The organism is Mesorhizobium sp. LNHC232B00, from assembly GCF_000502435.1.
GTDB classification, from domain to species: Bacteria; Pseudomonadota; Alphaproteobacteria; order Rhizobiales; family Rhizobiaceae; genus Mesorhizobium; species Mesorhizobium opportunistum.
Map to the genome: position 1 here is coordinate 169083 of NZ_AYWP01000001.1, position 23429 is coordinate 192511.

The 23429-nt window shown below is 63.7% G+C and carries 19 protein-coding genes and 2 tRNA genes; 5 read left to right on the forward strand and 16 right to left on the reverse strand.

Annotated features, from left to right (window positions below):
- Nucleotides 1-15 precede the first annotated feature (15 nt).
- The 5 genes from X743_RS167715 to X743_RS167695 all read right to left on the reverse strand — a co-directional run bounded on the left by X743_RS167715 (nucleotide 16) and on the right by X743_RS167695 (nucleotide 6610).
- The gene (locus X743_RS167715; protein ID WP_023763425.1) at nucleotides 16-1638 is read right to left on the reverse strand and encodes a dipeptide ABC transporter ATP-binding protein; all 1623 of its coding nucleotides are present in this window, start codon (nucleotides 1636-1638) and stop codon (nucleotides 16-18) included.
- Nucleotides 1635-2504, reverse strand: coding sequence for an ABC transporter permease (locus X743_RS167710; protein WP_023763426.1), 870 nt, complete (start codon nucleotides 2502-2504; stop codon nucleotides 1635-1637). The genes X743_RS167715 and X743_RS167710 overlap by 4 nt, the downstream gene beginning before the upstream one ends.
- Nucleotides 2501-3448 carry an ABC transporter permease gene (locus X743_RS167705; protein WP_023763427.1) on the reverse strand — a complete coding sequence of 316 codons (948 nt, stop codon included), beginning with the start codon at nucleotides 3446-3448 and terminating at the stop codon, nucleotides 2501-2503. Before X743_RS167705 ends, X743_RS167710 begins: the two co-directional genes overlap by 4 nt.
- Before the next feature lie 244 nt (nucleotides 3449-3692).
- The gene (locus X743_RS167700; RefSeq protein ID WP_023763428.1) at nucleotides 3693-5171 is read right to left on the reverse strand and encodes an ABC transporter substrate-binding protein; all 1479 of its coding nucleotides are present in this window, start codon (nucleotides 5169-5171) and stop codon (nucleotides 3693-3695) included.
- Nucleotides 5172-5329: 158 nt separating this feature from the next.
- The gene (locus tag X743_RS167695) at nucleotides 5330-6610 is read right to left on the reverse strand and encodes an acetylornithine deacetylase/succinyl-diaminopimelate desuccinylase family protein (protein WP_023763429.1); all 1281 of its coding nucleotides are present in this window, start codon (nucleotides 6608-6610) and stop codon (nucleotides 5330-5332) included.
- Between the two features lie 222 nt (nucleotides 6611-6832).
- Between X743_RS167695 and X743_RS167690 the strand changes: the two genes are divergently transcribed.
- On the forward strand, nucleotides 6833-7261 hold the full coding sequence (locus X743_RS167690; RefSeq protein WP_023763430.1) for a L,D-transpeptidase: 429 nt from the start codon (nucleotides 6833-6835) through the stop codon (nucleotides 7259-7261).
- A 163-nt stretch (nucleotides 7262-7424) separates the two neighbouring features.
- Here the strand turns inward: X743_RS167690 and X743_RS167685 are convergent, their stop codons facing one another.
- The 10 genes from X743_RS167685 to X743_RS167640 form a co-directional block, all read right to left on the reverse strand.
- Complete coding sequence (locus X743_RS167685) at nucleotides 7425-8408, reverse strand: lipid A biosynthesis lauroyl acyltransferase (RefSeq protein ID WP_023763431.1); 984 nt, start codon at nucleotides 8406-8408, stop codon at nucleotides 7425-7427.
- A gap of 13 nt (nucleotides 8409-8421) precedes the next feature.
- Entirely contained in the window at nucleotides 8422-9450 is a 1029-nt protein-coding gene (locus tag X743_RS167680; protein WP_013895022.1) for a zinc-binding dehydrogenase, read from the reverse strand.
- A gap of 36 nt (nucleotides 9451-9486) precedes the next feature.
- Nucleotides 9487-10764 carry a beta-ketoacyl-ACP synthase gene (locus tag X743_RS167675; protein ID WP_013895023.1) on the reverse strand — a complete coding sequence of 426 codons (1278 nt, stop codon included), beginning with the start codon at nucleotides 10762-10764 and terminating at the stop codon, nucleotides 9487-9489.
- A gap of 42 nt (nucleotides 10765-10806) precedes the next feature.
- Nucleotides 10807-11997 carry a beta-ketoacyl-ACP synthase gene (locus tag X743_RS167670; RefSeq protein WP_023763432.1) on the reverse strand — a complete coding sequence of 397 codons (1191 nt, stop codon included), beginning with the start codon at nucleotides 11995-11997 and terminating at the stop codon, nucleotides 10807-10809.
- A gap of 56 nt (nucleotides 11998-12053) precedes the next feature.
- Entirely contained in the window at nucleotides 12054-12335 is a 282-nt protein-coding gene (locus X743_RS167665) for an acyl carrier protein (protein ID WP_010909964.1), read from the reverse strand.
- A gap of 231 nt (nucleotides 12336-12566) precedes the next feature.
- The gene (locus X743_RS167660; protein ID WP_023763433.1) at nucleotides 12567-13709 is read right to left on the reverse strand and encodes a slipin family protein; all 1143 of its coding nucleotides are present in this window, start codon (nucleotides 13707-13709) and stop codon (nucleotides 12567-12569) included.
- 360 nt (nucleotides 13710-14069) lie between these two features.
- A tRNA-Met gene (locus X743_RS167655) sits at nucleotides 14070-14137 on the reverse strand.
- 2 nt (nucleotides 14138-14139) lie between these two features.
- Nucleotides 14140-14213: transfer RNA gene (locus X743_RS167650), tRNA-Gln, on the reverse strand.
- Between the two features lie 206 nt (nucleotides 14214-14419).
- Nucleotides 14420-14968, reverse strand: a complete 549-nt coding sequence (locus X743_RS167645; protein ID WP_023763434.1) for a histidine phosphatase family protein — start codon at nucleotides 14966-14968, stop codon at nucleotides 14420-14422.
- Between the two features lie 100 nt (nucleotides 14969-15068).
- Nucleotides 15069-18086, reverse strand: a complete 3018-nt coding sequence (locus tag X743_RS167640; protein WP_023763435.1) for a caspase family protein — start codon at nucleotides 18084-18086, stop codon at nucleotides 15069-15071.
- A gap of 111 nt (nucleotides 18087-18197) precedes the next feature.
- Here X743_RS167640 and X743_RS167635 point away from each other — a divergent pair, with 111 nt between their 5' ends.
- The 3 genes from X743_RS167635 to X743_RS167625 all read left to right on the forward strand — a co-directional run bounded on the left by X743_RS167635 (nucleotide 18198) and on the right by X743_RS167625 (nucleotide 21892).
- Nucleotides 18198-19148 (forward strand): AEC family transporter, encoded by a 951-nt coding sequence (locus tag X743_RS167635; RefSeq protein ID WP_023763436.1) that lies wholly within the window; start codon nucleotides 18198-18200, stop codon nucleotides 19146-19148.
- Between the two features lie 170 nt (nucleotides 19149-19318).
- On the forward strand, nucleotides 19319-20776 hold the full coding sequence (locus tag X743_RS167630) for an NAD-dependent succinate-semialdehyde dehydrogenase (protein ID WP_013895029.1): 1458 nt from the start codon (nucleotides 19319-19321) through the stop codon (nucleotides 20774-20776).
- 93 nt (nucleotides 20777-20869) lie between these two features.
- Nucleotides 20870-21892 (forward strand): aldose epimerase family protein, encoded by a 1023-nt coding sequence (locus X743_RS167625; RefSeq protein WP_023763438.1) that lies wholly within the window; start codon nucleotides 20870-20872, stop codon nucleotides 21890-21892.
- Between the two features lie 12 nt (nucleotides 21893-21904).
- Here X743_RS167625 and X743_RS167620 read toward each other — a convergent pair whose 3' ends face one another.
- A complete protein-coding gene (locus tag X743_RS167620) occupies nucleotides 21905-22825 on the reverse strand; it encodes a sugar kinase (protein WP_023763439.1) in 921 nt (306 codons plus the stop codon).
- Between the two features lie 149 nt (nucleotides 22826-22974).
- Between X743_RS167620 and X743_RS167615 the strand changes: the two genes are divergently transcribed.
- Nucleotides 22975-23424 carry a FixH family protein gene (locus X743_RS167615; protein WP_023763440.1) on the forward strand — a complete coding sequence of 150 codons (450 nt, stop codon included), beginning with the start codon at nucleotides 22975-22977 and terminating at the stop codon, nucleotides 23422-23424.
- Nucleotides 23425-23429: the final 5 nt, after the last annotated feature.

Genomic DNA, 23429 nt, shown 5'->3' on the forward strand with positions numbered 1-23429 from the left:
GGGGGAACCGCCTTCTTAACCTTGCTCCTGCATCCGACGCGCGATTGCCCTGTGCAGGTCCGGGGCGGCGGCAACCAGCGCCCTGGCGGCCTCGGATTGCGGATGATCGAGCACCTCGTTCGTCCTGCCGCGCTCGACGATCTTGCCGTCATGCATGACCAGCACCTCGTCGGTGATGGCTCGGGCGACGGTCAGGTCATGGGTAATGAAGAGATAGGCGATGCCGAGCTTCTGGTTGAGTTCGGCGAACAGATCGAGGATCTGGGCGCGGATCGAGACGTCGAGCGCCGAGACCGGCTCGTCGGCGACGACCAGCTTGGGGCGGGTGATGATGGCGCGGGCGATCGACAGGCGCTGGCGCTGGCCACCCGAAAATTCGTGCGGGTACTTGTCCATGTCGCTGATGCCGAGGCCAACCTCGTGCAGCGCATGCGCCACCATCTCGCGACGCTCGGCGCGGGTCGGTTTCTTTTCCAGCACATGCAGCGGCTCGGCGACCAGCCTTTCCACCTTCTGGCGCGGATCGAAGGAGCCATAGGGATCCTGGAAGACAACCTGCATGTCGCGTCGCGCCGGCTTCAGCTCCGCTTCGCGCTTGCCGGTGATGGTGTCGCCGCGAAACCGGATCGTGCCGGCGCTTGGCCGGTCCAGTGCCAGGATCATCCGGGCGAGCGTTGACTTGCCGCAGCCGGAGCGGCCGACCAGCGCCATTGATTGACCCGGCGCCATCGACAGGGAGACATCGTCGACGGCGCGGATGTCGGGCGCGCGCCTGAACAGCGCGGTGCGCCGGCCGGCATAGTCACGGGTCACGTTTTCGACCTGAAGCAGGGGCTTGCCTGTTCCAGCGCCATGCGGCTTGGCGCGCGCCGGCACATGCATCGAGGCTTGCGCCAGTTGGCGCGTGTAGGGGTGGAGCTGTTCGGACAGCGTGCGCGCCGTGTCGCCGGCCTCCATCACCTCGCCATGGCGCAGGATGGTGATGCGGTCGGCCATCTCGGTCACCACGGCGAGGTCGTGCGAGATCAGCAGCAGGCCCATGCGGCTCTCCGCCACGAGGTCGCGCAGGAGATCGAGGATCTGCGCCTGCAGCACCACGTCGAGGGCCGTCGTCGGTTCGTCGGCGATCAGCAGCTTCGGTTTCAGCGCACAGGCGATGGCGATGACGACGCGCTGGCGCTGGCCGCCGGACAGCTCGTGCGGATAGCGCGACAGCGGGAATTTGGCCGAGGGAAGGCCGACGCGGTCGAGCATTTTTCGCGCCCGCTCTTCAGCTTGCGCGCGTGTGGCCTTGGTGTGCCAGCGTATGCCTTCGGCTACCTGTTCGCCGATGGTCTTGACCGGATTGAGAGCCGTCATCGGCTCCTGGAACACCATGCCGATGTCGTCGCCGCGCAGCGCGCACATCTGGTCCTCCGTCGCGGCGAGGATGTCTATGCCATCGAATGTGACGCGCCCGGTGGCGCGCGCGGCGTGGGGCAGGAGCCGCATCACCGTCAGCGCGGTCATCGATTTGCCGGAGCCGGATTCGCCGACCAGCCCCATGACTTCGCCTGATGCAAGGGAGAGCTCCACGCCTTTCAGGATCGGCGTGTCGCCGATGGCGAGCGACAGGTTCTCGATCTCCAGCAGGCTCATCGCCGCCGCCGCGATTTCGGGTCGAGGATGTCGGCGATGCCGTCGCCCAGCAGATTCAAGCCGAGCACTGCAACGACGATCGCCATGCCGGGAAAGATCGCCATCCACGGCGCCACCACAATGCGGGTCTGGGCGTCGAACAGCATGCGGCCCCAACTTGGCATTGGCGGCTGCGCGCCGAGGCCGAGATAGGAAAGCCCGGCTTCGGCCAGGATGCCCAGCGCGAACTGGATGGTGCCTTGCACCAGAAGCAGCGTGGCGATGTTGGGCAAGACATGCTCGATCGATATCTGCGTGCTGCTTTTTCCCGCGGCGCGCGCGGCCAGGATGAATTCGCGCGGCCAGATCGCCAGCGCGCCGGCCCTGGCGACCCGTGCGAACACCGGAATGTTGAAAATGCCGATGGCGATGATGGCGTTGACGGCGCCCGGCCCGAAGATGGCGGTGATCATGATCGCCGACAGCAGGGCGGGGAAGGCGAAGACGAGATCGTTGATGCGCATCAGCGCCTCGTCGACGAGACCGCCGCGCGCAGCGGCAAATGCGCCGAGCGGCACGCCGACGCCCATGCCGATGCCGACCGCTACAAAAGCCACCGCAATCGAATTGCGGGCGCCGACCATGATCATCGACAGGATATCGCGGCCGAAATGATCGGTGCCGAACCAATGCGCCGGCGAGGGCCCCTGCGTCTTGTCGGCTATGACCAGCTTCGTTACATCGTAGGGCGTCCAGACATAGGAGATGATGGCCATCACCAGGATGAGCAAGGTGATGACGAAGCCGGTGACGAAAGCGGTGTTCCGGAATGCCTTGGCCAGGATGCTGCCGAACGTTTCCTCGGGAATGTCGATGTGCAGGGTCATTGCCGGCTTCTCAGGCGCGGATCGACGACCGCATAGGAAAGATCGACGATGAGGTTGACGGCTATGACGGCGGCGACCAGCAGCATGACGACGCTTTCGACGACGATCAGGTCGCGCTGGGTGATGGCCTGGAACACCAGCCGGCCGAGGCCGGGGAGATAAAAAACATTCTCGATGATGATGGTCCCGGCAAGCAGGAAGGCGAATTGCAGTCCGAGTATGGTCAGCACCGGGATCATGGCGTTGCGCAGTGCATGCCGCCAAAGCACGGCGCGATAGGGCAGGCCCTTGGCGCGGGCGGTGCGGATGTAATCCTCGTTCAGCACCTCGATCAGCGCCGAGCGGGTGACACGTGCCAGGATCGCCGCTTGCGGCAAGGCAAGGGCGACTGCCGGCAACAGCAGCGATTTCAGCGCCGGCCAGACACCGGCTCCCCAGCCGGGAAAGCCACCGGCAGGAACCAGGCGCAGCCAGACCGCGAAGACATAGATCAGCATCAGCGCGAACCAGAAATTGGGCACGGCGACGCCAAGCTGCGCCGCGCCCATCGCCACGGTGTCGCCGGCGCGTCCGCGCCGGCTGGCGGAAAACAGGCCGACGGGAACGGCGATGACCGTGGACAGCACAAGCGCGATCAGCGCCAGCGGCAACGACACGGCAAGCCGTTCGCGCACGAGATCGATGACCGGCACCGAATAGGTATAGGAGCGGCCGAAATCGAGGCTGAGCAGGCCGCCGGCCCAATGCAGGTAGCGCCAAGGCAGCGGTGCGTTGAGGCCCATCTGGTTGCGCAGCAACTCGACCTGGTCGGCGCTGGCGTTCATGCCCAGCATCAGCCGGGCGGGGTCGCCGGGAAGGATTTCCAGCACCGCGAACACCACCATGGAAGCCAGCACCAGCGTGGCGAGCGCTATTGCGAGGCGCTTGAGGAGGTAGGCGGTCATGGGAGGTGGCGGAGCCCTGTTGCAAACGGGCGAAGGTCGAGTTCCCGCACACCCCCCTCTGTCCTGCCGGACATCTCCCCCGCAAGGGGGGAGATTGGCGATTTCAGCGCCGGCGCCACAAATGCGTCGTTGATGATTGGCGAAAGCAGCGGCGGCAGCGCAATCTCACCCCTTGAGGGGGAGATGCCCGGCAGGGCAGAGGGGGGCGTCAAGGTGCGCAAGCGCCGCCTGTTAGCCAACAGCCTCACTCGCTCCACTTCACCTTGGTCAGGTCATTGGCCTGGATCGGGGCGTTTTCCCACAGCCCTTGCAGTTTGGCGTCCCAGACGCCGACCTTCGGCAATTCATAGAGGAAGCCGACCACGGCGTCGTCGGCCAGGATCTTCTGCGCCTGTCCGAGCAACGCCTTGCGCTTGGCCGCGTCGGAGGTGAGGTTGAGGTCGGCGATCACCTTGTCGAAGGCCGGATTGTCATAGTTGAAATAGTAATCCTTGCGCGAATAGATATCGATGTCGTTGGGCTCGGTGTGGGAGACGATGGTCAGGTCGTAGTCCTTTTTGGTGAACACCTGGTCCAGCCACTGCGCCCATTCGACCGGCAAGATCTCGAGGTTGATGCCGACGTCGCGGAGTTCCGAGGCGATGATCTCGCCGCCGAGCCGCGCATAGCCGGGCGGCGGCAGCTTCAGCGTCGCCTTGAAGCCGTTCTCCAGGCCTGCTTCCTTCAGCAATTCCTTGGCCTTGGCGACATCGTGCGGATAGCGGCCGGTGAGGTCGACATAGTCCTTGTTGGCCGGTGACATGTGCGAGCCGATCGGCTGGCCGAGCCCGGCCGAGGCGCCGTCGATGATTGCCTTGCGGTCGAGCGCGTAGGAGATCGCCTGCCTGACCTGCAGCTTGTCGAAAGGCGGCTTCTTGTTGTTGATCGACAGGATGGTTTCGCCCTCGGTCGAGCCGATCACCACCTTGAAACGCGGATCGTCCTTGACCTGCGCCAGGCTGTCGGGATCGAAGAACGGGAAGGCTTGGATGTCGCCGGAAAGCAATGCCGGAACGTTTGCGGCGGCATCCGGCACGATGCGGAACTCGACCTTGTCGAGGAATGCCGGCGTGCCCCAGTAATGGTCGGCTTTCACCAGCGTGATCGACGATCCCTTGGCCCAACCCTGGAATTTGAACGGACCGGTGCCGACAGGCTTTTCCTTGTTGGTGTCGGCGGATCTCGGAGAAACGATGACGGCGTCACCCCAGCCCATATTGTAGAGGAAGGATCCTTGCGGGTTCTTCAGCGTAATCTTGACCGTCGCCGGATCGATGACATCGACCTTGTCGATGGCCGCGAACAGGTTCTTCTGAGCATTGACGGAATTGTCGCCGCGGGCGCGGTCCAGCGAGAATTTCACGTCGTCGGCGCTGAAGTCGGCGCCGTCGTGGAATTTCACGCCGGTATGCAGCTTGAAAGTGTAGGCCTTGCCGTCGTCGGAAATGGTCCAGCTTTCGGCTAGGTCCGGCAGCACTTCGCCATTCGGGCCGATGCGTGTCAGGCCTTCGAACACATTGGCGTAGAGCACCTCATCGATGGCGGCGGCGGCGCCGGCGGTCGGGTCGAGATGCGGCGGCTCGAGCGGAATGCCGATGACAAGGTCGGTGCGCGCGGCAAAGGCCGGGCTTCCGGCGGCCAGTGCCAGGACGGCCGCGGCCAGAATGGTTTTCCACAATCTCATCGTGCACTCCCATGCGTTCAGACACGTGCTCAAACCGGGCGATAGAAGCGTGATTTCGCGCGGGAGTAAATTGCGTTTCGTGCTGCCGGGCTTCGTGGTTGGGAAAGTTTTTCTCCTGGCGGCCGTTTCGATCGGTCGAAGCTTCCCCGCGGGAGACCTCAGCCCGCGGCCGTGCCGCGCAGCAGCACGTTCAGCCCGATCGCCATCACCTTGGCCGATTCCACCATGTCCGATATCCCGACCCACTCATCCGGCCGATGGGCAAGGTCGAGAATGCCGGGTCCATAGGCGATGCAATCATAGATGTGGCCGATGCGGGCAATGTGCTTCTGGTCGTACGTGCCAGGCGAAATGACGTAGTCAGGCTCGCGGTCGAAGATCGCATGAATGCCTTGCGCCACGGCCCTGACCACGGGTGCGTCGCGCTCTGTCATCAGCGGCAGCACTTCCATCAGGTCGCGTATCTCGTAGTCGAACTTTTTGCGCTCGCGCTTCAGCCGGTCGAGAATGCCGGTCACTTCGCCTTTGACCGTGGCCAGATCCTCTTCGAGCAGGAAGCGGCGATCGATGGTCAGCCGGCAGGAATCGGGCACGTTGGGCGAGGGCAGGCCGGGCCGGAAATCCTCGGTCTGGCCGCCATGGATCGAATTGATGTTCATGGTCGAGCGCCTCGCCCCTTCGGGCACCACCGGCATGCGCGTCATCTTGCGGTCAAGCGCGGGGAACAACTCGTCCTCGAAAGCTTGCAGTACAGCGCCCATATGGCGCACCGCGTTGTCGCCGAGAAACGGCATGGAGCCATGCGCGATCTCGCCCTTGGTCTCGATTTCCGCCCACCAGACGCCGCGATGGCCAAGACAGATGCGGTCCTTGTTGAGCGGCTCGGGGATGATGACGTGGTCGACCCTGGGCTTCGAGAAGTAGCCGAGCCCGGCCAGATGGGCGACGCCGCCGAAGCCGCCGGATTCTTCGTCCACCGTGCCCGATATCTCGATGGCGCCGGGAAATTCGGGGAATACTTCCATGAAGGCCTCGACGGCGATGATGGAGGCGGCGAGCCCACCCTTCATGTCGCAGGCGCCGCGGCCGTAAACCTTGCCGTCCTTGACGACGCCGGCGAAGGGATCGACGGTCCAGCCATCGCCGGCTTCGACGACGTCGATATGCGAGTTGAAGTGGACGCAGGCGCCTGGAGAGCGTCCGTCGAATCGCGCGACGACATTGATTCGCGGATAGCGATCCGTATCGCCGGGCGTGCCTTCGCCGCGGATGAATTCCGTCTCGAAGCCGCGCTTCTTCAGCCGCGCACCGATGTATTCGGCGCATGGCCCATAGGCTTCGCCAGGCGGATTGATGGTCGGAAAACGGATGAGGTCGGCGGTCAGCGCAACGACATCGTCGCGCTTGCTGTCGATTGCCTTGAGGAGTCGCTCGTTCATACGACGAGTTGAGCAGCGATATCGGCGGTTTTGCAAGCCCGCTGGTGATCAGGCCGGTGCGGCGTGATGCGGCAACTATCGCGGGAATCGTTCAAATTCTCTGCTTTGGATTGGCCAATTGGTCAACGAGTGTGTGTTACTTCATTCACTTGCCATTAAAAAGATGAAAAACATCGTGATGGCAGGCAGGCAAGCAAGGGGCAATCAAAGGGGTTTGATCGCATGAAAAAGACAATTCTCATGGCGGCCGTATTTGTCGCGATGCTGTTCGGCGCTTCGGGGCAGGGCTGGGCAGCCAGCCTCGAGGCGAACATAGACGTATCTTCGCAGACGATGACGGTCCGGTATGGGCTGTCGGTTTACAGGTGGAGCGTGTCGACCGCGCGCACCGGCTATTTCACGCCGCGTGGCAACTATCGGCCGCAACGCACGGCCCGGATGTGGTATTCGCGCAAATACCATATGTCGCCGATGCCGTATTCCGTGTTCTTTCATGGCGGCTATGCCATCCACGGAACCGGTGCCGTCAGGCAGCTCGGCCGCCCGGCTTCGCATGGCTGCGTGCGGCTGCACACGGCCAATGCCGCGGCCTTCTATTCGATGGTGCGGGAAGTGGGATTCGGCAACACGCGCATTGTCGTCTCCAACTGAGCGCCTGATTTCGCCGGTACCTGATCGGCTGGCGTAAAACGCGTGTTCTTGCCATAGGCCTTGCTTAAAGCGCGTCGCGACGAAACAGATTCATGCGACGCGCTTTAAGTCTTTGCTTATGCATCTCGTTCTCCCAAAACCAGATCAGTTTGGGCGACATGCATTAGGTGTTTGCGACTGGAGTCGGCTTCGGGCGCTGTTTGCGACGCCAGTTGCTGATCTCCCATCTTTTGTGGAACCACATCCACTGGCCGGGATCCTCGCGCACCCAGCGCTCGACCACGTCATTCAGCATCTGGGTGGTGGCGTGAACGTCGACGCTGCCGTCGGCGGTACGCGGCAGGACCAGCTTCTCCTCGATCTCGAGCCGAAAGCGGTTGCCTGGCAGCCTGACGCAGCGCGCCGGATAGACATCGCAGTCGTAGTGGCGGGCGAGCGTGCCCAGCACGCGGTTGCTCTGGCAGGGACGGCCGAAGAAGGTCGTCTCCAGGCCGTTGGAGAATTTCTGGTCGACAAGGACGCCGATATTACCGCCGTTCTCCAGGATGCCCGCCAATGCGAACGAGGCGCCGGCCATCGATGGCAGCAGGGAACCCATGGTCGAGCGGCGCGTCGAGAGGATGTAGTCGGCAAGGTAGGGGTTGTTGGGCGGGCGAAACAGCGCCGTGATGTTCATGCCGAAGGTCGCGGCGGCCACCGGCAGCAGTTCGAAATTGCCGAGATGGCCGGTGAAGACGATATGCGGCTGCTTTTCGGCGGCTATCTCGACGAAGTGCTCCGTTCCCTTGACCTCGACGCGGCCGGGGTTGCTGGAGGCGGGGTCGTAGTCGAACAGGGCGTCGAGAAAGATGTATTCGGCGGCCAGCCGCGCCATGTTGCCCCACATATCCGACGCGATGGCCTGGATCTCGCTGTCGCTCTTTTGCGGATAGGCCTTGTGCAGATTGTCGATGGCGACCTGATGACGCCCGACCCAGGGGCCGATACGGCGCGCGACGCGGTCGGCGAAATTCAGCGCGGCGTCGACCGGCAGCAGGCGCAGTATCGAGATGATGATCATCGCGGCGCGCGCAACCAGCCAGTAGTTCACCTGGCGCAGCTGTCTGCCGTAGCGAAACCTGAGATCGCGGCGAAACTTCTTGAGCACCGAAATCAAGGCTCTAGACGACGCGCAGGATGATCTTGCCGAAGACGTCGCGGCCTTCCATGCGCTTCAGCGCCGCATCGATGTCATCGAAGCCGACCTCGGTGTCGATGACCGGCGAGACCTGGCCCGCCGCCATCTTCTGCATGGCGTTGGCCATGTTTTCCATGCGGCAGCCGAAGGATCCCAGCAGTTTCAGCTGCTGCTGGAACAGCTGCATCAAATTGATCTGTGTCGACACGCCCGACGTCGAGCCGCAGGTCACCAAGCGGCCACCGCGCTTCAGGCACAGCATCGAGCCGGCGAAAGTGTCGGCGCCGACATGTTCGAAGACGACGTCGACGCCCTTCTTCTTGGTCAGCTTGCGCACGACGCCTTCGAAACGGTCGTCACGGTAGTTGATGACATGGTCGGCGCCGAGCGCCTTGGCCTTGTCGATCTTGTCGTTGGAGCCGACCGTGGTGATGATTGTGCAGCCCATGCGCTTAGCCAGTTGGATCGCCGCCGAGCCGATGCCGGATCCGCCGGCATGGACCAGGATCGTCTCGCCGGGCTGAAGCCTGGCGTTGTCGAACAGCATGTGCTCGACGGTGCCGAAGGTCACGGGCGCCACTGCGGCCCCGATATCGGTCACGCCGGGAGGAGCGGGGACGAGCAGGCGCGCTGGCAGGTTGATCTTCTCCTGCGCGAAGCCGTCGAGGTGGAAGCCGTGGACTCCCGAGACATGCTCGCAGAGATTGTCGCGACCTTCGCGGCAGGCGCGGCAGAGGCCGCAGGTGCGCGCCCCGTAGATCGACACCAACTGTCCGGGCAGCAGGCTGGAAACACCGGGACCGACCGCCTCGACCTCGCCGGAGGCTTCGGCGCCGACGACCAGCGGCAGCTTGCGCTTGGCGAAGGCCATGCCGCGCCAGCCCCAGACGTCGATATGGTTCAGGGCCACCGCCTTGATGCGCAGCGTGACTTCGCCGAGTGCGGGTGGCGGCGGGGGCGGCAGGTCCACCGTTTCAAGACGGCGGTCCTCGATAAGTTGCAGTGCGCGCATGAGGCCTGTCGGTTCTGTATGGCTGAAAAAGGTCGCTTAGACCGGTTCCCGCGCCATGACAAGGCAAGTGTTCTGGCCACCGAAGCCGAAGGAGTTCGACAAAACGCTGCGAACCTCGGCATTGCGCTTCTTGTTCGGCACCACGTCGAGCACGATCGCGGGGTCCGGATTGTCGTAGTTGATGGTCGGCGGAATGACGCTTTCGCGCATCGTCATCAGCGAGAAAGCGGCCTCGACAGCGCCGGCCGCCGACAATGTATGGCCGATCATCGACTTGTTCGACGAGACCGGCATGGAGCTTATGCGCTCGCCGAACACCGTCGACAGCGCCAGATGTTCCATCTTGTCGTTCTCCGGTGTCGACGTCCCGTGGGCGTTGACATAGTCGATTTCGTCTTCACCCAGGCCGGCATCGGCCAGCGCGGCGCGAACCGCGGCAATGGCCGGCGAAGCGTCCGGCTTCGAGCGGGTGCGGTGGAAGTCGTCGGCCTTTTCGCCGCAACCGCCCAGGATGCCAAGGATGGTGGCGCCGCGAGCCAAAGCCGCCTCAAGCGATTCCAACACCAGTGCTCCGGATCCCTCGGCCAGCACGAAGCCGTCGCGATCCCTGGAGAAAGGCTTCGATGCTTTTTCGGGAATGTCGTTGTGCGTAGATAACGCCGAAAGCAACGAGAAACGGATCAGTGCCTCGGCGGTCGCCGAGCCGTCGGCGCCGATCGAAAGCGCCCGGTCGCATTCGCCACGGCGGATCGCCTCGACACCGAGTTGGATCGCGGTGGCGCCCGAGGCGCAAGCCGTCGACAGCGTGATCGGAAGACCGCGCGTGCCAAGGCGGTCGGCAAGGCGGTCGGCGATCGAGCCGAACTGGGTCGTTTCGAAAATATCAAGCTCTTTCAAGCTGCGCGCCACCCGGAGCAGTCTTTCGGCGGCGGTGTCATCCTTGTCCTTGTCGGAATTGTAGAGCGAAAAGCGCTCGGCCCAGTCAAGTTCGACCGGCGGGGAGGCAAGGAAGAGCGGTCCGCCGAAATCGTTGGAATCAAGACCGGCTTCGGCCACGGCTTCGATACCCGCAAGCTCGGCCAACTCGTAGGTGAGAGGGCTCGCGCCTTTCGAACTCGACGGCAGGAAGTCGACCATGCCGGAGATGCGGGTGTTCAATTGATCGATGGGAAAGCGGGTGATCGGATGGATGCCCGACTTGCCCGAGGTCAGTGCTGCCCAATTGTCTGATTTGCCGACTCCCAGCGAGGTCACCACGCCGATGCCGGTGACGGCGACGATTGGCCTGCCCATGTGATCTCTGAGATTGGCCATTCGGGATCCTCTTGTCGTTGCAGCATGGATCGTGGAGCCGCGTTACGCGGCGTTGACCAGCGCCATGCCCTCGAATTGGTGATAGCCGATCGCCGTTGCAAGGACGCTTGCGGGAATGCCTTCGAACGGCTTCTCGGCTGTGGCATCGAAGACAGGGTAGCCAGCCTTGCGGTCGACGGCCAGTGCCGCCAGCGCCACGGCAAACGGAAACTGCGCTTCCTTCATATGCCCGGTCAGTGTCGAGAAGCCGCGCGCGGCGATTGCCTCGACAGCATCGAGGGCCGCTTTCTCGGCGATGGTCGCCGCATGCGCGCCAGAGGCGCCGGACATTGCGAGCAACTTGCCATTCGGCAAGGCCGCACGGCTGAGCAGGGCTGCGATCTCGGCGTCGAGTTCCCCGCGCGAACGTCTCGCGCGGCCGGAGACGACCGGCCCGAGCTCGGCATAGATCTTGCGCCCACGGCTTGCCGCGTGCTCGCGCTGCTCCAGCACCAGGAAGGCGCCGCCGGAGCCCGACACCACGCCACCGCCCTCGGTGCCCTGTCTTTGCCAGACGGGTTTCCAGGGGCCACGATGCAGATAGCCGGCAAGTTCATAGCCGAGCAGCATGTCGGAATGTTCGGTCTGGAAGGCGCCGCCGACCAGGACATGCGTCGACTGGCCCGAGCGGATGCGCGCGGCCGCCGTCTCGACGGCCGAGACGCCGGCACCTTCCTCGCCCATGAAGGTGCGCGACGAGCCCGTCACCTTGTGGACGATGGAGATGTTGCCGGCGAGCAGATTGGAGAGCTGGGCCAGGAACAAAGTCGGCCGCAATTCCGTCGTCAGCTTCTCGTTGAGCAGCACATCGCGGTCGTTGCGGTTTTCCGAAGCGGCCAGAATGGCGGCATCGACCGCCTCATCGCGCTCGCCGCCGCCGGCGGCCACCACCATGTCCATGGTCGTGCACAGTTCGTCATTGCCCTTGATGCCGGCGTCATCCAGCGCAAGTCCCGCGGCATAGGTGCCGAGCCGCTGCCAGGTTTCCATCTGCCGCTGGTCGCCGCGCTTGGCGATCTGCAGGTTCCAGTCGATCTCGGGCAGTGGATGGACGGTGTAGGGCGCAAAGCGCGCGGCTTCGAGCACCGGCTGCAGGCCTGGCTGCGAGAGCTTCTGCCAGTGTGCGTCAGGGCCTTCTCCCAGCGAGGAGACAAGGCCGATGCCAGTGATGACGACGTCGTGGGGGCTGCTCATGAGCGGCTTTGTGGGTCAGGAGGCGCAGCCCGTCAAGGCCGCGCGCTTGCCCGATCTCAGGCGGTCTTGGCGGCAACCAGCGCGTCGATCTTGGCGCACAGGTTCTTCATGACGAAGTAGTCGTCGGTCGATGCCTTGCCGTCGTTGACTTCCTGGGTCCACTTTTCCAGCGGCACCTTGATGCCGAATTCCTTGTCGATGGCAAAGACGATGTCGAGGAAATCGAGGCTGTCGATGCCGAGATCGTCGATCGTGTGGCTCTCGGGCGTGATGGTGTCGATATCGATCTCGCTGGTGTCGGCAATGATCTTGGCGACTTTGTCGAACGTGGTGGACAAGGGCTTTTCCTTCTTTGCGGGCGGAATCTGTCCGCATTCGTTTGGGCGCTGTCTAATCGGTTTTTCCCGGCAGGAAAAGGCCTGATAAGCCGGGCGCAGATGGGAAGCGTGCCCAGGAAAGGCAAGAAGGGCCGCCGGTCAAACCTGCGGCCCTTCCCATTGACGTTGCGTCAGCCTTGTTTGGATGCATGTCGTTATCCCAAAACCGGCCCCACTTTTGGGCGACATGCATCAATCTTCGCGGAGCTTCACAAGGTCGTTGAGCAGCCCGCTCGTCCCGTTGTGGACGGTCAGCCGCTCGACCTTGCCGGCGATGGTTTCCAGAGCCTCGAGCTCCTTCAGCCGCAGCATCACCGGGTTCTCCGCCATCACCTTGGCCGTGTTGAGCAGGGAACGCGTGGCGTTCGTCTCCTCGCGACGGCGGATGACGTTGGCCTCGGCCTGCTTTTCGGCCGACACCACCTGGTTCAGGATCTCGCGCATCTCGCCCGGCAGGATGACATCCTTGAGCGCGATATCGCTGACCTCGACCCCGATCTCGGCCATATCGGCACGGACTTTGGCCGCCGCTTCCTCGTCGATCGTCACCTTCTTTTCCAGGATCTGGTCGAGGGTGAGCGAGCCAAGCGTCTTGCGGAAGGCGTACTGCAGGGCGCGGTAGAGGGCCTCGGAGAAGTCCTTCACAGCGCTCACTGCCTTGACCGGATCGACGACCCGGTATTCGGCGGCGATGTTGACGCGGATCGTGACGCGATCCTTGGTCAGCACTTCCTGCCCAGCGACATCGAGCGACTGGCGCTTGAGGTCGACGACCTTGATCTGCACCATGCGTCCGACATTCCAGAAGCCATGCACGCCAGCGGCGAGCGTGCGCACCAGCACACCGTCGATGAACAGCAGCCCGGCCTGGCCGTCGAGGACCGGGTGGACGGACATCAATTCCGCCTTCCGGGCCTGGCCGAGCCGGCGCATCACCGCCGGATCGATGGCGAGATCGGCCGAGGTGTCGACCAGCGTCACCTTCCACGGACCGGCATCCGTCCACAGCACCAGCTTGCGATCCGGCGCCAGAACGGCGTGCAGGTTGCCGTCACGCTCGATGATTGCGACATCCGCGCGACCGGTGCGAATGACGGTGAAATGACGTGCGGCCACATCCGGGAGCTTGTCGAACAACGCCTTCTCGTACGCCGAAACGAATTCCGGGTTCTTCAGATCGTGCCGCGACACTTCAAGGCTTCCACCCCGGTTGGCGAGCCAATGCTCGCCCGGCAGCAGGACAGCCTTGATCTCACCCTTGTAGAGGGTGAGGGCACGTTCATTTTCCTTCACGAGGACGCGCTGGCGTCCAAGAACCTTATCGAGAACAGTCATTGTCTTACTCCTGTCGGGCATGGCCCCATGCGAGGCGTCACGTCATGCGTCGATCTTCCCTTCGTTTCTCGTTTCACGTCGTCATGGTCCGGGCACGAATGATCCGGGGACTGGTGGCATCGATCCGCGGCGGGCCTTCGGGAGCGGATCGCGGGGCAACGAAGCGGGCGCCGGAGGCCTTGGCCTCCCTTGCCGGCGACGCTGCGCCTTGATCGTCACCGCGGGCCTGGCCGCGAGCCGATGGCATCGGACCTTTCGATACGGCTGCGGCCCGAAGGCTTCTGCCGTCCGTCAGATCTTCAGCATTCCAGTCCCCGGACCGTTTTCAGATAACACCGTGATAGGGTGCTGGCTTTGAGGCCAATGGAGAAGGACTCGAACCTTCGACAGTCAGATTATGAGTCTGATGCTCTCCCAACTGAGCTATCCGTGGTGCAGACAGCGGGACTCGAACCCACAACCTCCGGACCAAATCCGGCGCTCTCCCAGTTGAGCTACATCCGCGATCCCAATCCCCGAAGCGGCGCCGTATACAGGGCGGCAAAGCCGCCTGCACGGGCGGAGGCAAAAGCTCCAACCGTTGTGCTCGCTTCGGTTTTCGTGACCGGGAGCGCGGCTATAGAGCCTGCGACGGGTTGTCGCAAGCGGCATTGTCGCGGCGAATTCGCGGCTTCTTCGGGTAGTGGTATTTCGGCAACACTGCCGCCGTCTCAAAACGTGACGCGGCCGAGCACCCGCAGGCCGTCGCCTTGCGGCTCGACGACCACGGCCTCGCCTTCGCGCGGCGAGATGCCGGTCAACGCCACGATGTCTTCCAGGTGGGTGACCATGACCAGATTGTCGGAGCCGGAATAGGCGCGGATTTCCTTCATGATCGCGGCGACCTGCTCTGCCTTCTGCGCATCGCCGCCCTTCAGCAGGTCGAGCGGCGCAAAGGGTTCCGGTTCGGCCTCGAAGGCGATGCGCGCGGTGTCGAGGCAGCGGCAATAGCGGCTGGACAGCACGCGCTCGATGGGAGCGGCGCGCGCGGCGAACAAGGCGCCGATCTTGCTCGCCTGTTGCTTGCCGCGCGCCGAGAGATTGACCTGGGTGGCGCAGCTGTCGATGTCGAAATTGGCGGGGTCGGTGGTGCCGGTGACCATGGCATGGCGAAGCAGCACGACATGGCCGCCGTCACGCAGCAGTGCCCAGCCGGCATCCGTGGCGTGGGCCGTGAAAGGAATGACGAGCAGAAACAACGCCAAGGCAAATCGAATCATCGCAACCTTCCAGGGGCGTGGCATCACGCGCCGGTCATTCGCATATAGGGATCGGAAAGCCGGCACAAAGACAAGCAAAGCACCTGTGGCCCCCGTCGCCTCACTTTTTGGCGATCTGCTTCTTCACCAGGTCGATCTTCTGGTCGGTAAGCGGGATAGGCATGGTGTAGCCGGCTTCGGTAAAGCCCTGCTTGGCGTTCTCGAAGAATTCGATCGCCTTGAGATATTCCGGTTTGCCGCCGCCATAGCCGGCGCGGTTCCAGTGGATGTCGCCGAGATTGTTCTGTTCGAACGCCCATTGCATGGGCTGGCTTTCCCTGGTGAACACTTTCAGCGTCGCCGTGAAGGCCGCTTCCGCATCGTCGAGATATTTGCCGGTGCGCTGGATGTTCCCGAGGTTGAGCAGGCTCATGCCGATGCCGTTCTGGGCATTGGCCCAGTCGACGGGTGCCGTTTTCATGGTGAGAATTTCAAGCGCGGCCCGCCGTGCGGCGATCGAATCCTGCAAGGTCTTGGGATCGGCATTGCTCATGCTCAGCCAGTGCAGCGTCGATCCGATGCCGGCCTGGGTCAGCGCCCACTGCCGAGGGTTCGTCTCGCGCTTGTACTCGCGCAACGCATCGCGGTAGGCGTCGACCGCCTGGCTGTAATGCTCGGGCTTGTCGGTCACGCCGCCAAGAAGCTGCAGCGTGTTGCCGAGATTGTAGTAGCTCATGGCCCAGTCGAGCGGGAATTTCCGCCTGACATAGACCTGCCGGGCTGCCTGGAACGCTGCTGCCGACTGCTCGAGCTTGGCTGCGTCGCGGGTGCGCTGGCCAAGCGTCTGATAGATCGAGCCGAGATTGTTCTGGGCTGACGCCCAGTCCATCGGGAACCTTTGCCGGGTAAATACCGTCAGCGCATCGTCATAAGCTTCCGCTGCCTCTTCGAGCGTGCCGGTTCCCATGTCGAAGCGGGCGACGCCGCTCAGCGCATTGCCGAGGTTGAGACGGCTGGTGGCCCACGAGACGGGGAAGGTTTCACGGGTTCGCACTTCGAGCGCGGCGCGGAAGGCGTCGGCCGCCTCGTTGATCTTGGCCTTGTCGTTGAGCTGGATGCCAAGCGTCACAAGCGTGTTGCCGAGATTGTTCTCGACCATCGCCCATTCCACCGGCGCTTTCTCGCGGGTGTATTCCTCAAGCGCCAGCCGATAGGCCGCTTCCGCCTGGCCGAGATGCTCGCCGGCGGGTTCGCGCTCGGAGAGCGCATAGAGCGCGAGGCCGAGATTGTTCTGCGACGAGGCCCAGTCGAGCGGTACCTTGTCGCGCGGGCGCTTCTCCAGTGTGGCACGCATCGCCGCAACCGCTTCGTTCAGCCGCTTCGGGTCGCTTTCGCGCTCGCCGATCTTCAGCAGCACATTGGCCAAATTGTTCTGCGCGGCGGCCCAGTTGAGATCGTCCTTCACGCGATCGAACACCACAAGCGAATCGCGGAAGATCCGCGCTGCCTCTTCGAGGCGCGCGGTCTCGGTCTCGCGCTCGCCGATGGTCTGCAGCACCACCGCCATATTGTTGCGGGTGATCGCCCAGTCGCGATTTTGTTCGCCATTGGGGATGAAGTTCAGGATGACGCGAAAGGCCTCGATGGAATGCTGCAGCGCATCGAGGTCGCCGGTGGCATAGCCATAGGCGTTGAGCGCCTCCGCCTCCTGGTTCTTGTAGTTCCAGCGCAGCTTGTCGTCCCATTTCTGCGCCAGCGAGAACGCCTTGGCGTAATCGCCGGCGGCGGACTTGTAGTCGAACACCAGCGCCGAGGCATCGGCGCGCCTGGCATAGATCGCAGCGTCGGCAAGGCGCTTCTGCTTGACGAGATCCTCGGCCTCGTCGACCGCATCGCTGGTCCGCTCGACCCGGCCGACCGCGTCGTCGAGGAACTTGCGCGCCGTCACGATCGCGCCCTGGCCAATGGCCTTGTCGGCGGAGGCGACCAGGCGCTTGATCTCAGGATCGTCGGTGCGCAGCGCGGTGCGCTCGGACATCATCTTCTTCAGCCGCTCGGCCTGCGCGTAGAGCACTTTCTGCAGATCGGTGGGATCCTCGGGGATCTTTTCCGTGCCAAGCGCCCTCAACACACCATAGAGCGCATCGAGCGGCACATTTTCCTGCAGAGAAGCCAGTTCCACTTGCGCCCGCTTCGGGTCGGGCAGGTCGGATATGGTCAAAAGCAGCTGCCGCCGTTCGCCGGTGATCAGCCCATCGTCGCCGGTCGGTTCCGGCGGCGCCACGCCGAAATAGAGCAGCCGGCGCAAGCTTTCATTGACCCAAGGGCGCTGCCTCGTCTTGGTGTCGAGATAGACTTCCTCGGTCACCATGCGCATGACCGAGCCGAACTCGGTGCCCTTCATCGCGGCGAGATGGCGCAGCAGCGCTGCCGCGTAGGGGCTGTTTTCGCCAGCAGCGCCATCCAGCGCCGGGCGGCCGGGTTCGGCAGCGAAGCCGACCACCGTGCCGAGGCTGGCGTCGGCCGCCGGCGCGTTGCCGAGCGCCTTGGCGCCACGCACCGGCTCCAGTCCGCCGCCAATCGGCTCGGCGGAGGCGGTCGGCGCCCGCCGGACCATGGCGTTGGCCGGGAAAGGGTTGGTGCGGCAGGCATCGAGCAGCACGATCGTCACCGGCACGGTCTTTTTCAACGCGTCCATGACCGCCGATATCGGCACCAGCGCCTGGTCGGCATCTGCGAGCGACGACACGTCCGCATCGACCGGAACCAGGTAGTTCTCGCCGCCGGCCTCGATGCCGTGACCGGAATAATAGATGAGGGCGACGTCGGCACCCTCGGCATCTTCCGTAAAACGTTCGAGGTCGCGTTTGAGCTTGGCGGCATCGCGATTGCTGACATTGCGGGCGTCGAAGCCGAGGTCGGTCAGCATCTTGGCCATGTCGCGGGCGTCGTTGGCCGGATTGGGGAGGGCGGCGATGTGCTCGTATTGCGACTGGCCGATAATCAGCGCCACGCCCTTGAGGCTTTTGGTCTCGGCAAGTGCAAGCGTGGTCGCGGCAAGGCAGAACAGCGTGGCGACGAAAGCCGTCCGCCATGTCTGCCGGAAAAGATTACGCTTCGAGATATCGACAAAGCCCATTTGTCGCCCGCGTCCGCCCTGATACTCCAAACCCTGTATAACGCTGCCAGCGGACCATGATCAAATTTGGGCGCGATTGCGCCACCGGCCTTGCTCGCCTATCCCTGAAAAATGTCTCCGCTTACCGAAACCGTGCTTTTTGTCTTCAGCCTCGTGGCGCTCGGCTATCTCGCCGGGCTCACGGGCTATCTCAGACCGGCGAGCGGCGAGGGGATAGCCGATTTCGCCGTCTCGGTGGCGATGCCGCTGCTTTTGTTCCAGACGATGGTGAACGCCGATTTCCACGGCGTGGCGCCATGGCCGCTGTGGGGCGCCTACTTCACCGCCGTGGCGATCACCTGGGCGGCGGGCCATGTCGTCACCACACGGGGTTTCGGGCGCGATGCACGCGCCGGCGTCGTCGGGGGCGTGTCATCAGCCTATTCCAATGTGGTGCTGCTTGGCGCGCCCTTCATTCTCGGCATATTCGGCCCGAGCGGCTTCGAAGTGCTGTCACTGCTGGTTTCCGTTCATTTGCCCGTGATGATGATGGCATCGATCGTGCTGTTCGAGATGTTCGGCCGCGGCGGTGGCGAGCATGTGCATCCGCTGCGGGTGCTGCGCAGTTTCCTGCGGCGGTTGTTCATCAATCCGCTGATCATCGGCATTCTCCTGGGGCTGGCATGGCGGCTGAGCGGCGTGCCGCTGCCCGACCTCGTCATGCGGCTGGTCGATGCGCTGGCCGACACGGCAGGGCCGGTAGCGCTGTTTGCCATGGGGCTCAGCCTGCGCCGCTTCGGCATATCCGGCAATGTCCGCCCGGCGCTGGCGCTTTCGGTGTTGAAGCTGTTCCTGATGCCGGCGTTGGTGCTCGCTTTGGTCTGGTTGCTCGGGCTGCCGCCGTTGACGGCCAAGGTCGCCGTCGTGGTTGCCGCCTTGCCGTCCGGCATCAATTCCTATCTCATCGCCGTTCAGTTCAACACCGGCCAGGCACTGGCGTCGAACCAGATGACCATCGCCACGGCCTGCGCCGCTGTCACCACGGCTTTCTGGCTGACGGTTGTCTTGCACGTTTTCGGGTAGCTCTCGTCTCGCGCTGGCCCAAGCCCTATATGCCATCTTGCGATTGCTTGCGGGCCTTGCCCTAGGTAAAGAGCAGTGGCTCCGGCGTGCCGGCTTTTCCAAAGGCGTGGCGCCCGCTCACCGAAGAATTCACAGGCCGGCCCGTCAGTGCGCCGAACGGAGGATAGACCATGCTTCAGAAAACCAGCCATTTCATGCGGCAGGCCAATCTCATCAACGGCGACTGGGTGCAGGCCGACAGCGGCCAGACGGTCGACGTCAACAACCCGGCCACCGGCCTCAAGATCGGCACCGTGCCGAAGTCGGGCAAGGCCGAGACCCGCCGCGCCATCGAAGCCGCCAGCGAAGCTTTCAGGAGCTGGCGCAAGACCACCGCGCTCGAGCGCTCGAAGCTGCTGCGCAAGCTGCATGACGCGATGATGGACAACCAGGATGTGCTGGCCGAATTGCTCACCATCGAGCAGGGCAAGTCGCTGTTCGAATCGAAGGGCGAGATCGGTTCGGCCGCGGCCTACATATTGTGGTTCGCCGAGGAAGGCCGCCGCACCTATGGCGACGTCGTGCCGTCGCCGTGGGCGGATCGCCGCATCTTGGTGACCAAGGAACCGGTCGGCGTCATTGCCGCCATCACGCCGTGGAATTTCCCGTCCTCGATGCTGGCCCGCAAGCTTGGCCCGGCCCTTGCCGCCGGCTGCACCGCGGTCGTCAAGCCGGCCTCGCAGACGCCGTATTCGGGTCTGGCCTGGGGTGCGCTGGCCGAGGAAGTCGGCTTCCCCAAGGGCGTCGTCAACATCCTGACCGGTTCGGCCAGCGAGATCGGCGACGAGATCTGCGCCAACCCGCTGGTGTCGAAGATCACCTTCACCGGCTCGACCGAGGTCGGCAAGCTTCTCATCCAGAAGTCATCGGTGACCGTCAAGAAGGTGTCGATGGAACTGGGCGGCAACGCGCCGTTCATCGTCTTCGATGATGCCGACATCGAGCGTGCGGTCGCCGGCGCGATCACCGCCAAGTACCGCAACTCCGGCCAGACCTGCGTCTGCACCAACCGCTTCCTGGTTCAGGCCGGCGTCTACGACAAGTTCGTCGAGAAGCTCGCCGCCGCCAGCAACGGGCTTAAGGTCGGTTCCGGCCTCGAAGAGGGCGTGCAGCAGGGACCGCTGATCGACGAGAAAGCGGTCGAGAAGGTCGAGGAACTGATCGCCGACGCCACGTCGAAGGGCGGCAAGGTCGTCGCCGGCGGCAAGCGCCATGCGCTGGGCGGCTCGTTCTTCCAGCCGACGGTCATCGCCAACGCCACGCCCAAGATGCGCTTCATGAAGGAAGAGATATTCGGGCCGGTAGCACCCGTGTTCAAGTTCGAGACCGAGGAAGAGGCCGTCGCGCTCGCCAACGACACCGAATTCGGCCTTGCCTGCTACTTCTACACCGGCGATCTCGGCCGTGCCTTCCGGGTCATGGAAGGGCTGAAATACGGCATGGTCGGCGTCAATGAGGGCCTGATCACCACGCCGGAAGCGCCGTTCGGCGGCGTCAAGGAATCGGGCCTCGGCAAGGAAGGCGGGCATCAGGGCATCGAGGATTACCTCGATACCAAATATGTCTGCATCGGCGGTCTCGGCCTCTGATAGACTGCTCTGAGACGGGCGGGTCGGTGACCTGTCCACCTGGGCTTAAGAAAACCAGCCGAAGCCCTCTGGATCAATTTGGCATTTGCGGGCATGGCGATGAAAGACGGCGAGGTTTTCGGTACGACGCAGGCGGGCGAGCCGGTGCGCCGCTTTACGATCAGGGGTGGCGGTCTCACCGCCAACATCATCGGACTCGGCGCCGTCATCCAGGATTTGCGGCTGACCGGGCATGATGCACCGCTGGTGCTCGGCTACAACACCCTGGAAGCCTATGAGGCCGACAACGCCTTTTTCGGCGCGGTTGTCGGCCGCTATGCCAACCGCATCCGCGACGGCCGCTTCACCATTGGCGGCAACCGCTACCAGACCGAGCAGAATTTCCTCGACAAGCACACGCTGCATGGCGGCTCGCAAGGTTATGCGCGCCGCTCGTGGGCGGTTTCGCTGCATGGCAGGGACTTCGTTACGCTGACGCTACATGATCCCGACGGCGCGATGGGCTTTCCCGGCGCGCTTGATGTCACCTGCACCTACCGGCTGAAGATCCCCGGCACGCTCAGCGTCGAGCTGACGGCGACCTGCGAGGAGCCGACATTGTGCAATCTCACCCAGCATTCCTACTTCAACCTGGATGATGGCGGTGCCGGCGACGTTCTCGACCACAGGATGATGCTGAACGCCGGCGCCTATCTGCCTGTCGACAGCGATATGATTCCAACCGGCGTGGTCAAGCCGGTCGACGGCACGCCCTTCGACTTCCGCCAGGCACGGCCGCTGCGCATGGAGACCGAGGGCGAACAGCTGCCTTATGACCAGAATTTCTGCCTCGGCGCGACGCGCGGGCCGCTGCGGCAGGCATCATGGACGCAAGGGGCGAGTTCCGGCGTCGAGATGGAAGTCTGGACCACGGAACCAGGCGTCCAGCTCTATACCGGCCAGTATGTGACGCCGCGCACGGGTTTGGAAGGGCGGGACTACAAGGCCTTTTCCGGCTTCTGCCTCGAGCCGCAGATATGGCCGGATGCGCCGAACCGGCCGTATTTCCCGCAAGCGACGCTGTGGCCGGGCGCTATTTATCACCACGTGACGGAATATCGTTTCAGACTGCCCTAAGATCAGCAGACCTCAGCCGTCGAAGGCCGCTCTTAGTGTCCCGAATGGCGCCAGCGCGCCGCGCACCTGCACCACGGCGGCGGCGACGCGGTGGCCGCGGCGCGCGGCTTCCACCGGCTCATGGCCGGCAAGGCGCGCCGCAAGATAGCCGCCGTTGAAGGAATCGCCGGCTCCGGTCGTGTCGACAGGGGCCGCGACATGAATCGCCGGCACGTCGTCCAGTGTCCCTTTACCGGCAATCAGCGCCGGCGCTTCGCCGTTCTTGACGACTACCTCACCGACCAACTTGCCGAGACGGTCCGCGGTCGCTCGCGGGGTTTCGTCGCCGAACAGCATCTGCTCGTCGGGGAAGGTCGGCAATGCGATGTCGGTAGCGGCAAGGGCTTCGACGATCGCAGCCTGGGCGTCCTCGCGATGGCGCCAGAGCCGTGGCCGATAGTTGGGGTCGAAGGCGATCAGCGAGCCTGCCGCTCGCGCCTTGGCGATGGCCGCCAGCAATGTGGCGCGCGCGGCATCGTCCAGAATTGCCAAAGTGATTCCGGAAAAGTACACAAGGGACTGATTTTCAAGGTTTTTTGAAAGGGCTTTGGGATCCGAAGCAAGCTGCCGGGCAGCGGCGTCGCTGCGCCAATAGGTGAAGGAGCGCTCGGCGCCGGTCAGCGTGATCGCGTAGAGGCCGGGCCGTGCACCGGGTATGACCGGGCTGGAGCCGATGCCGATGCCGTTTTCGGCGAAGAAGCCGATCTGTCCTTGCGAGAAGGGATCGTCGCCGAATGCCGAGACATAGGTTGCCGGCCGGTCGCCGCTCAGCGCATGCAGCGCCCAAAGCGTGTTGAATGTGTCGCCGGCAAAACCCATGCGCCAGTTTGGACCCGTCTGACCCGACAGTTCGAGCATGCATTCGCCGATCGAGGCGACACCGTTTCCAGCCATCCAGAATCCTCCAGTGATTTCGGTGCTGTAGCTTTTTGCCACCGGCAGCGCCATGCTTGGCAAGCAGGCTTTTTTGCGCCACAGCGTTTTCCCACAGCCGACGGGATGCGATCTGCCCGGCAAACGTTGTCTGCAGAAGAGGAACCGGTTTGGCATCGTTATGGCGTTATCTGTTAGCGGGTCTTGGTCTGGCTGCCTTGCTGGTCAGCATCCTGGCGGTCGTCTACCTGACCGCGCCGCGCTCGGCGCTGCCCGCCGGCCCGGATGTGTCGCGCACGAGAAACAGCGACAACGGGCTGTTCACGGCGAGTTTTTCGCCGGAGCGGGGCGTCGTGCGGCAGGGCGAGCTGGAATCCTGGCTGCTGACCCTGAAGACCAAAGCCGGCGTTCCGGTGGAAGGGGCCGCGATCGCGATCTCCGGAGGCATGCCGCTGCACAATCACGGCCTGCCGACCAGCCCGCAAGCGACCGACTATCTCGGCGACGGACGCTACCGGATCGAAGGGGTCAAGTTCACCATGAGCGGCTGGTGGCAGCTGCATTTCGCCATATCGGCCACCGCCGGTTCCGACACGGTGCTGTTCAACGTGGTGCTGTGAGCGAG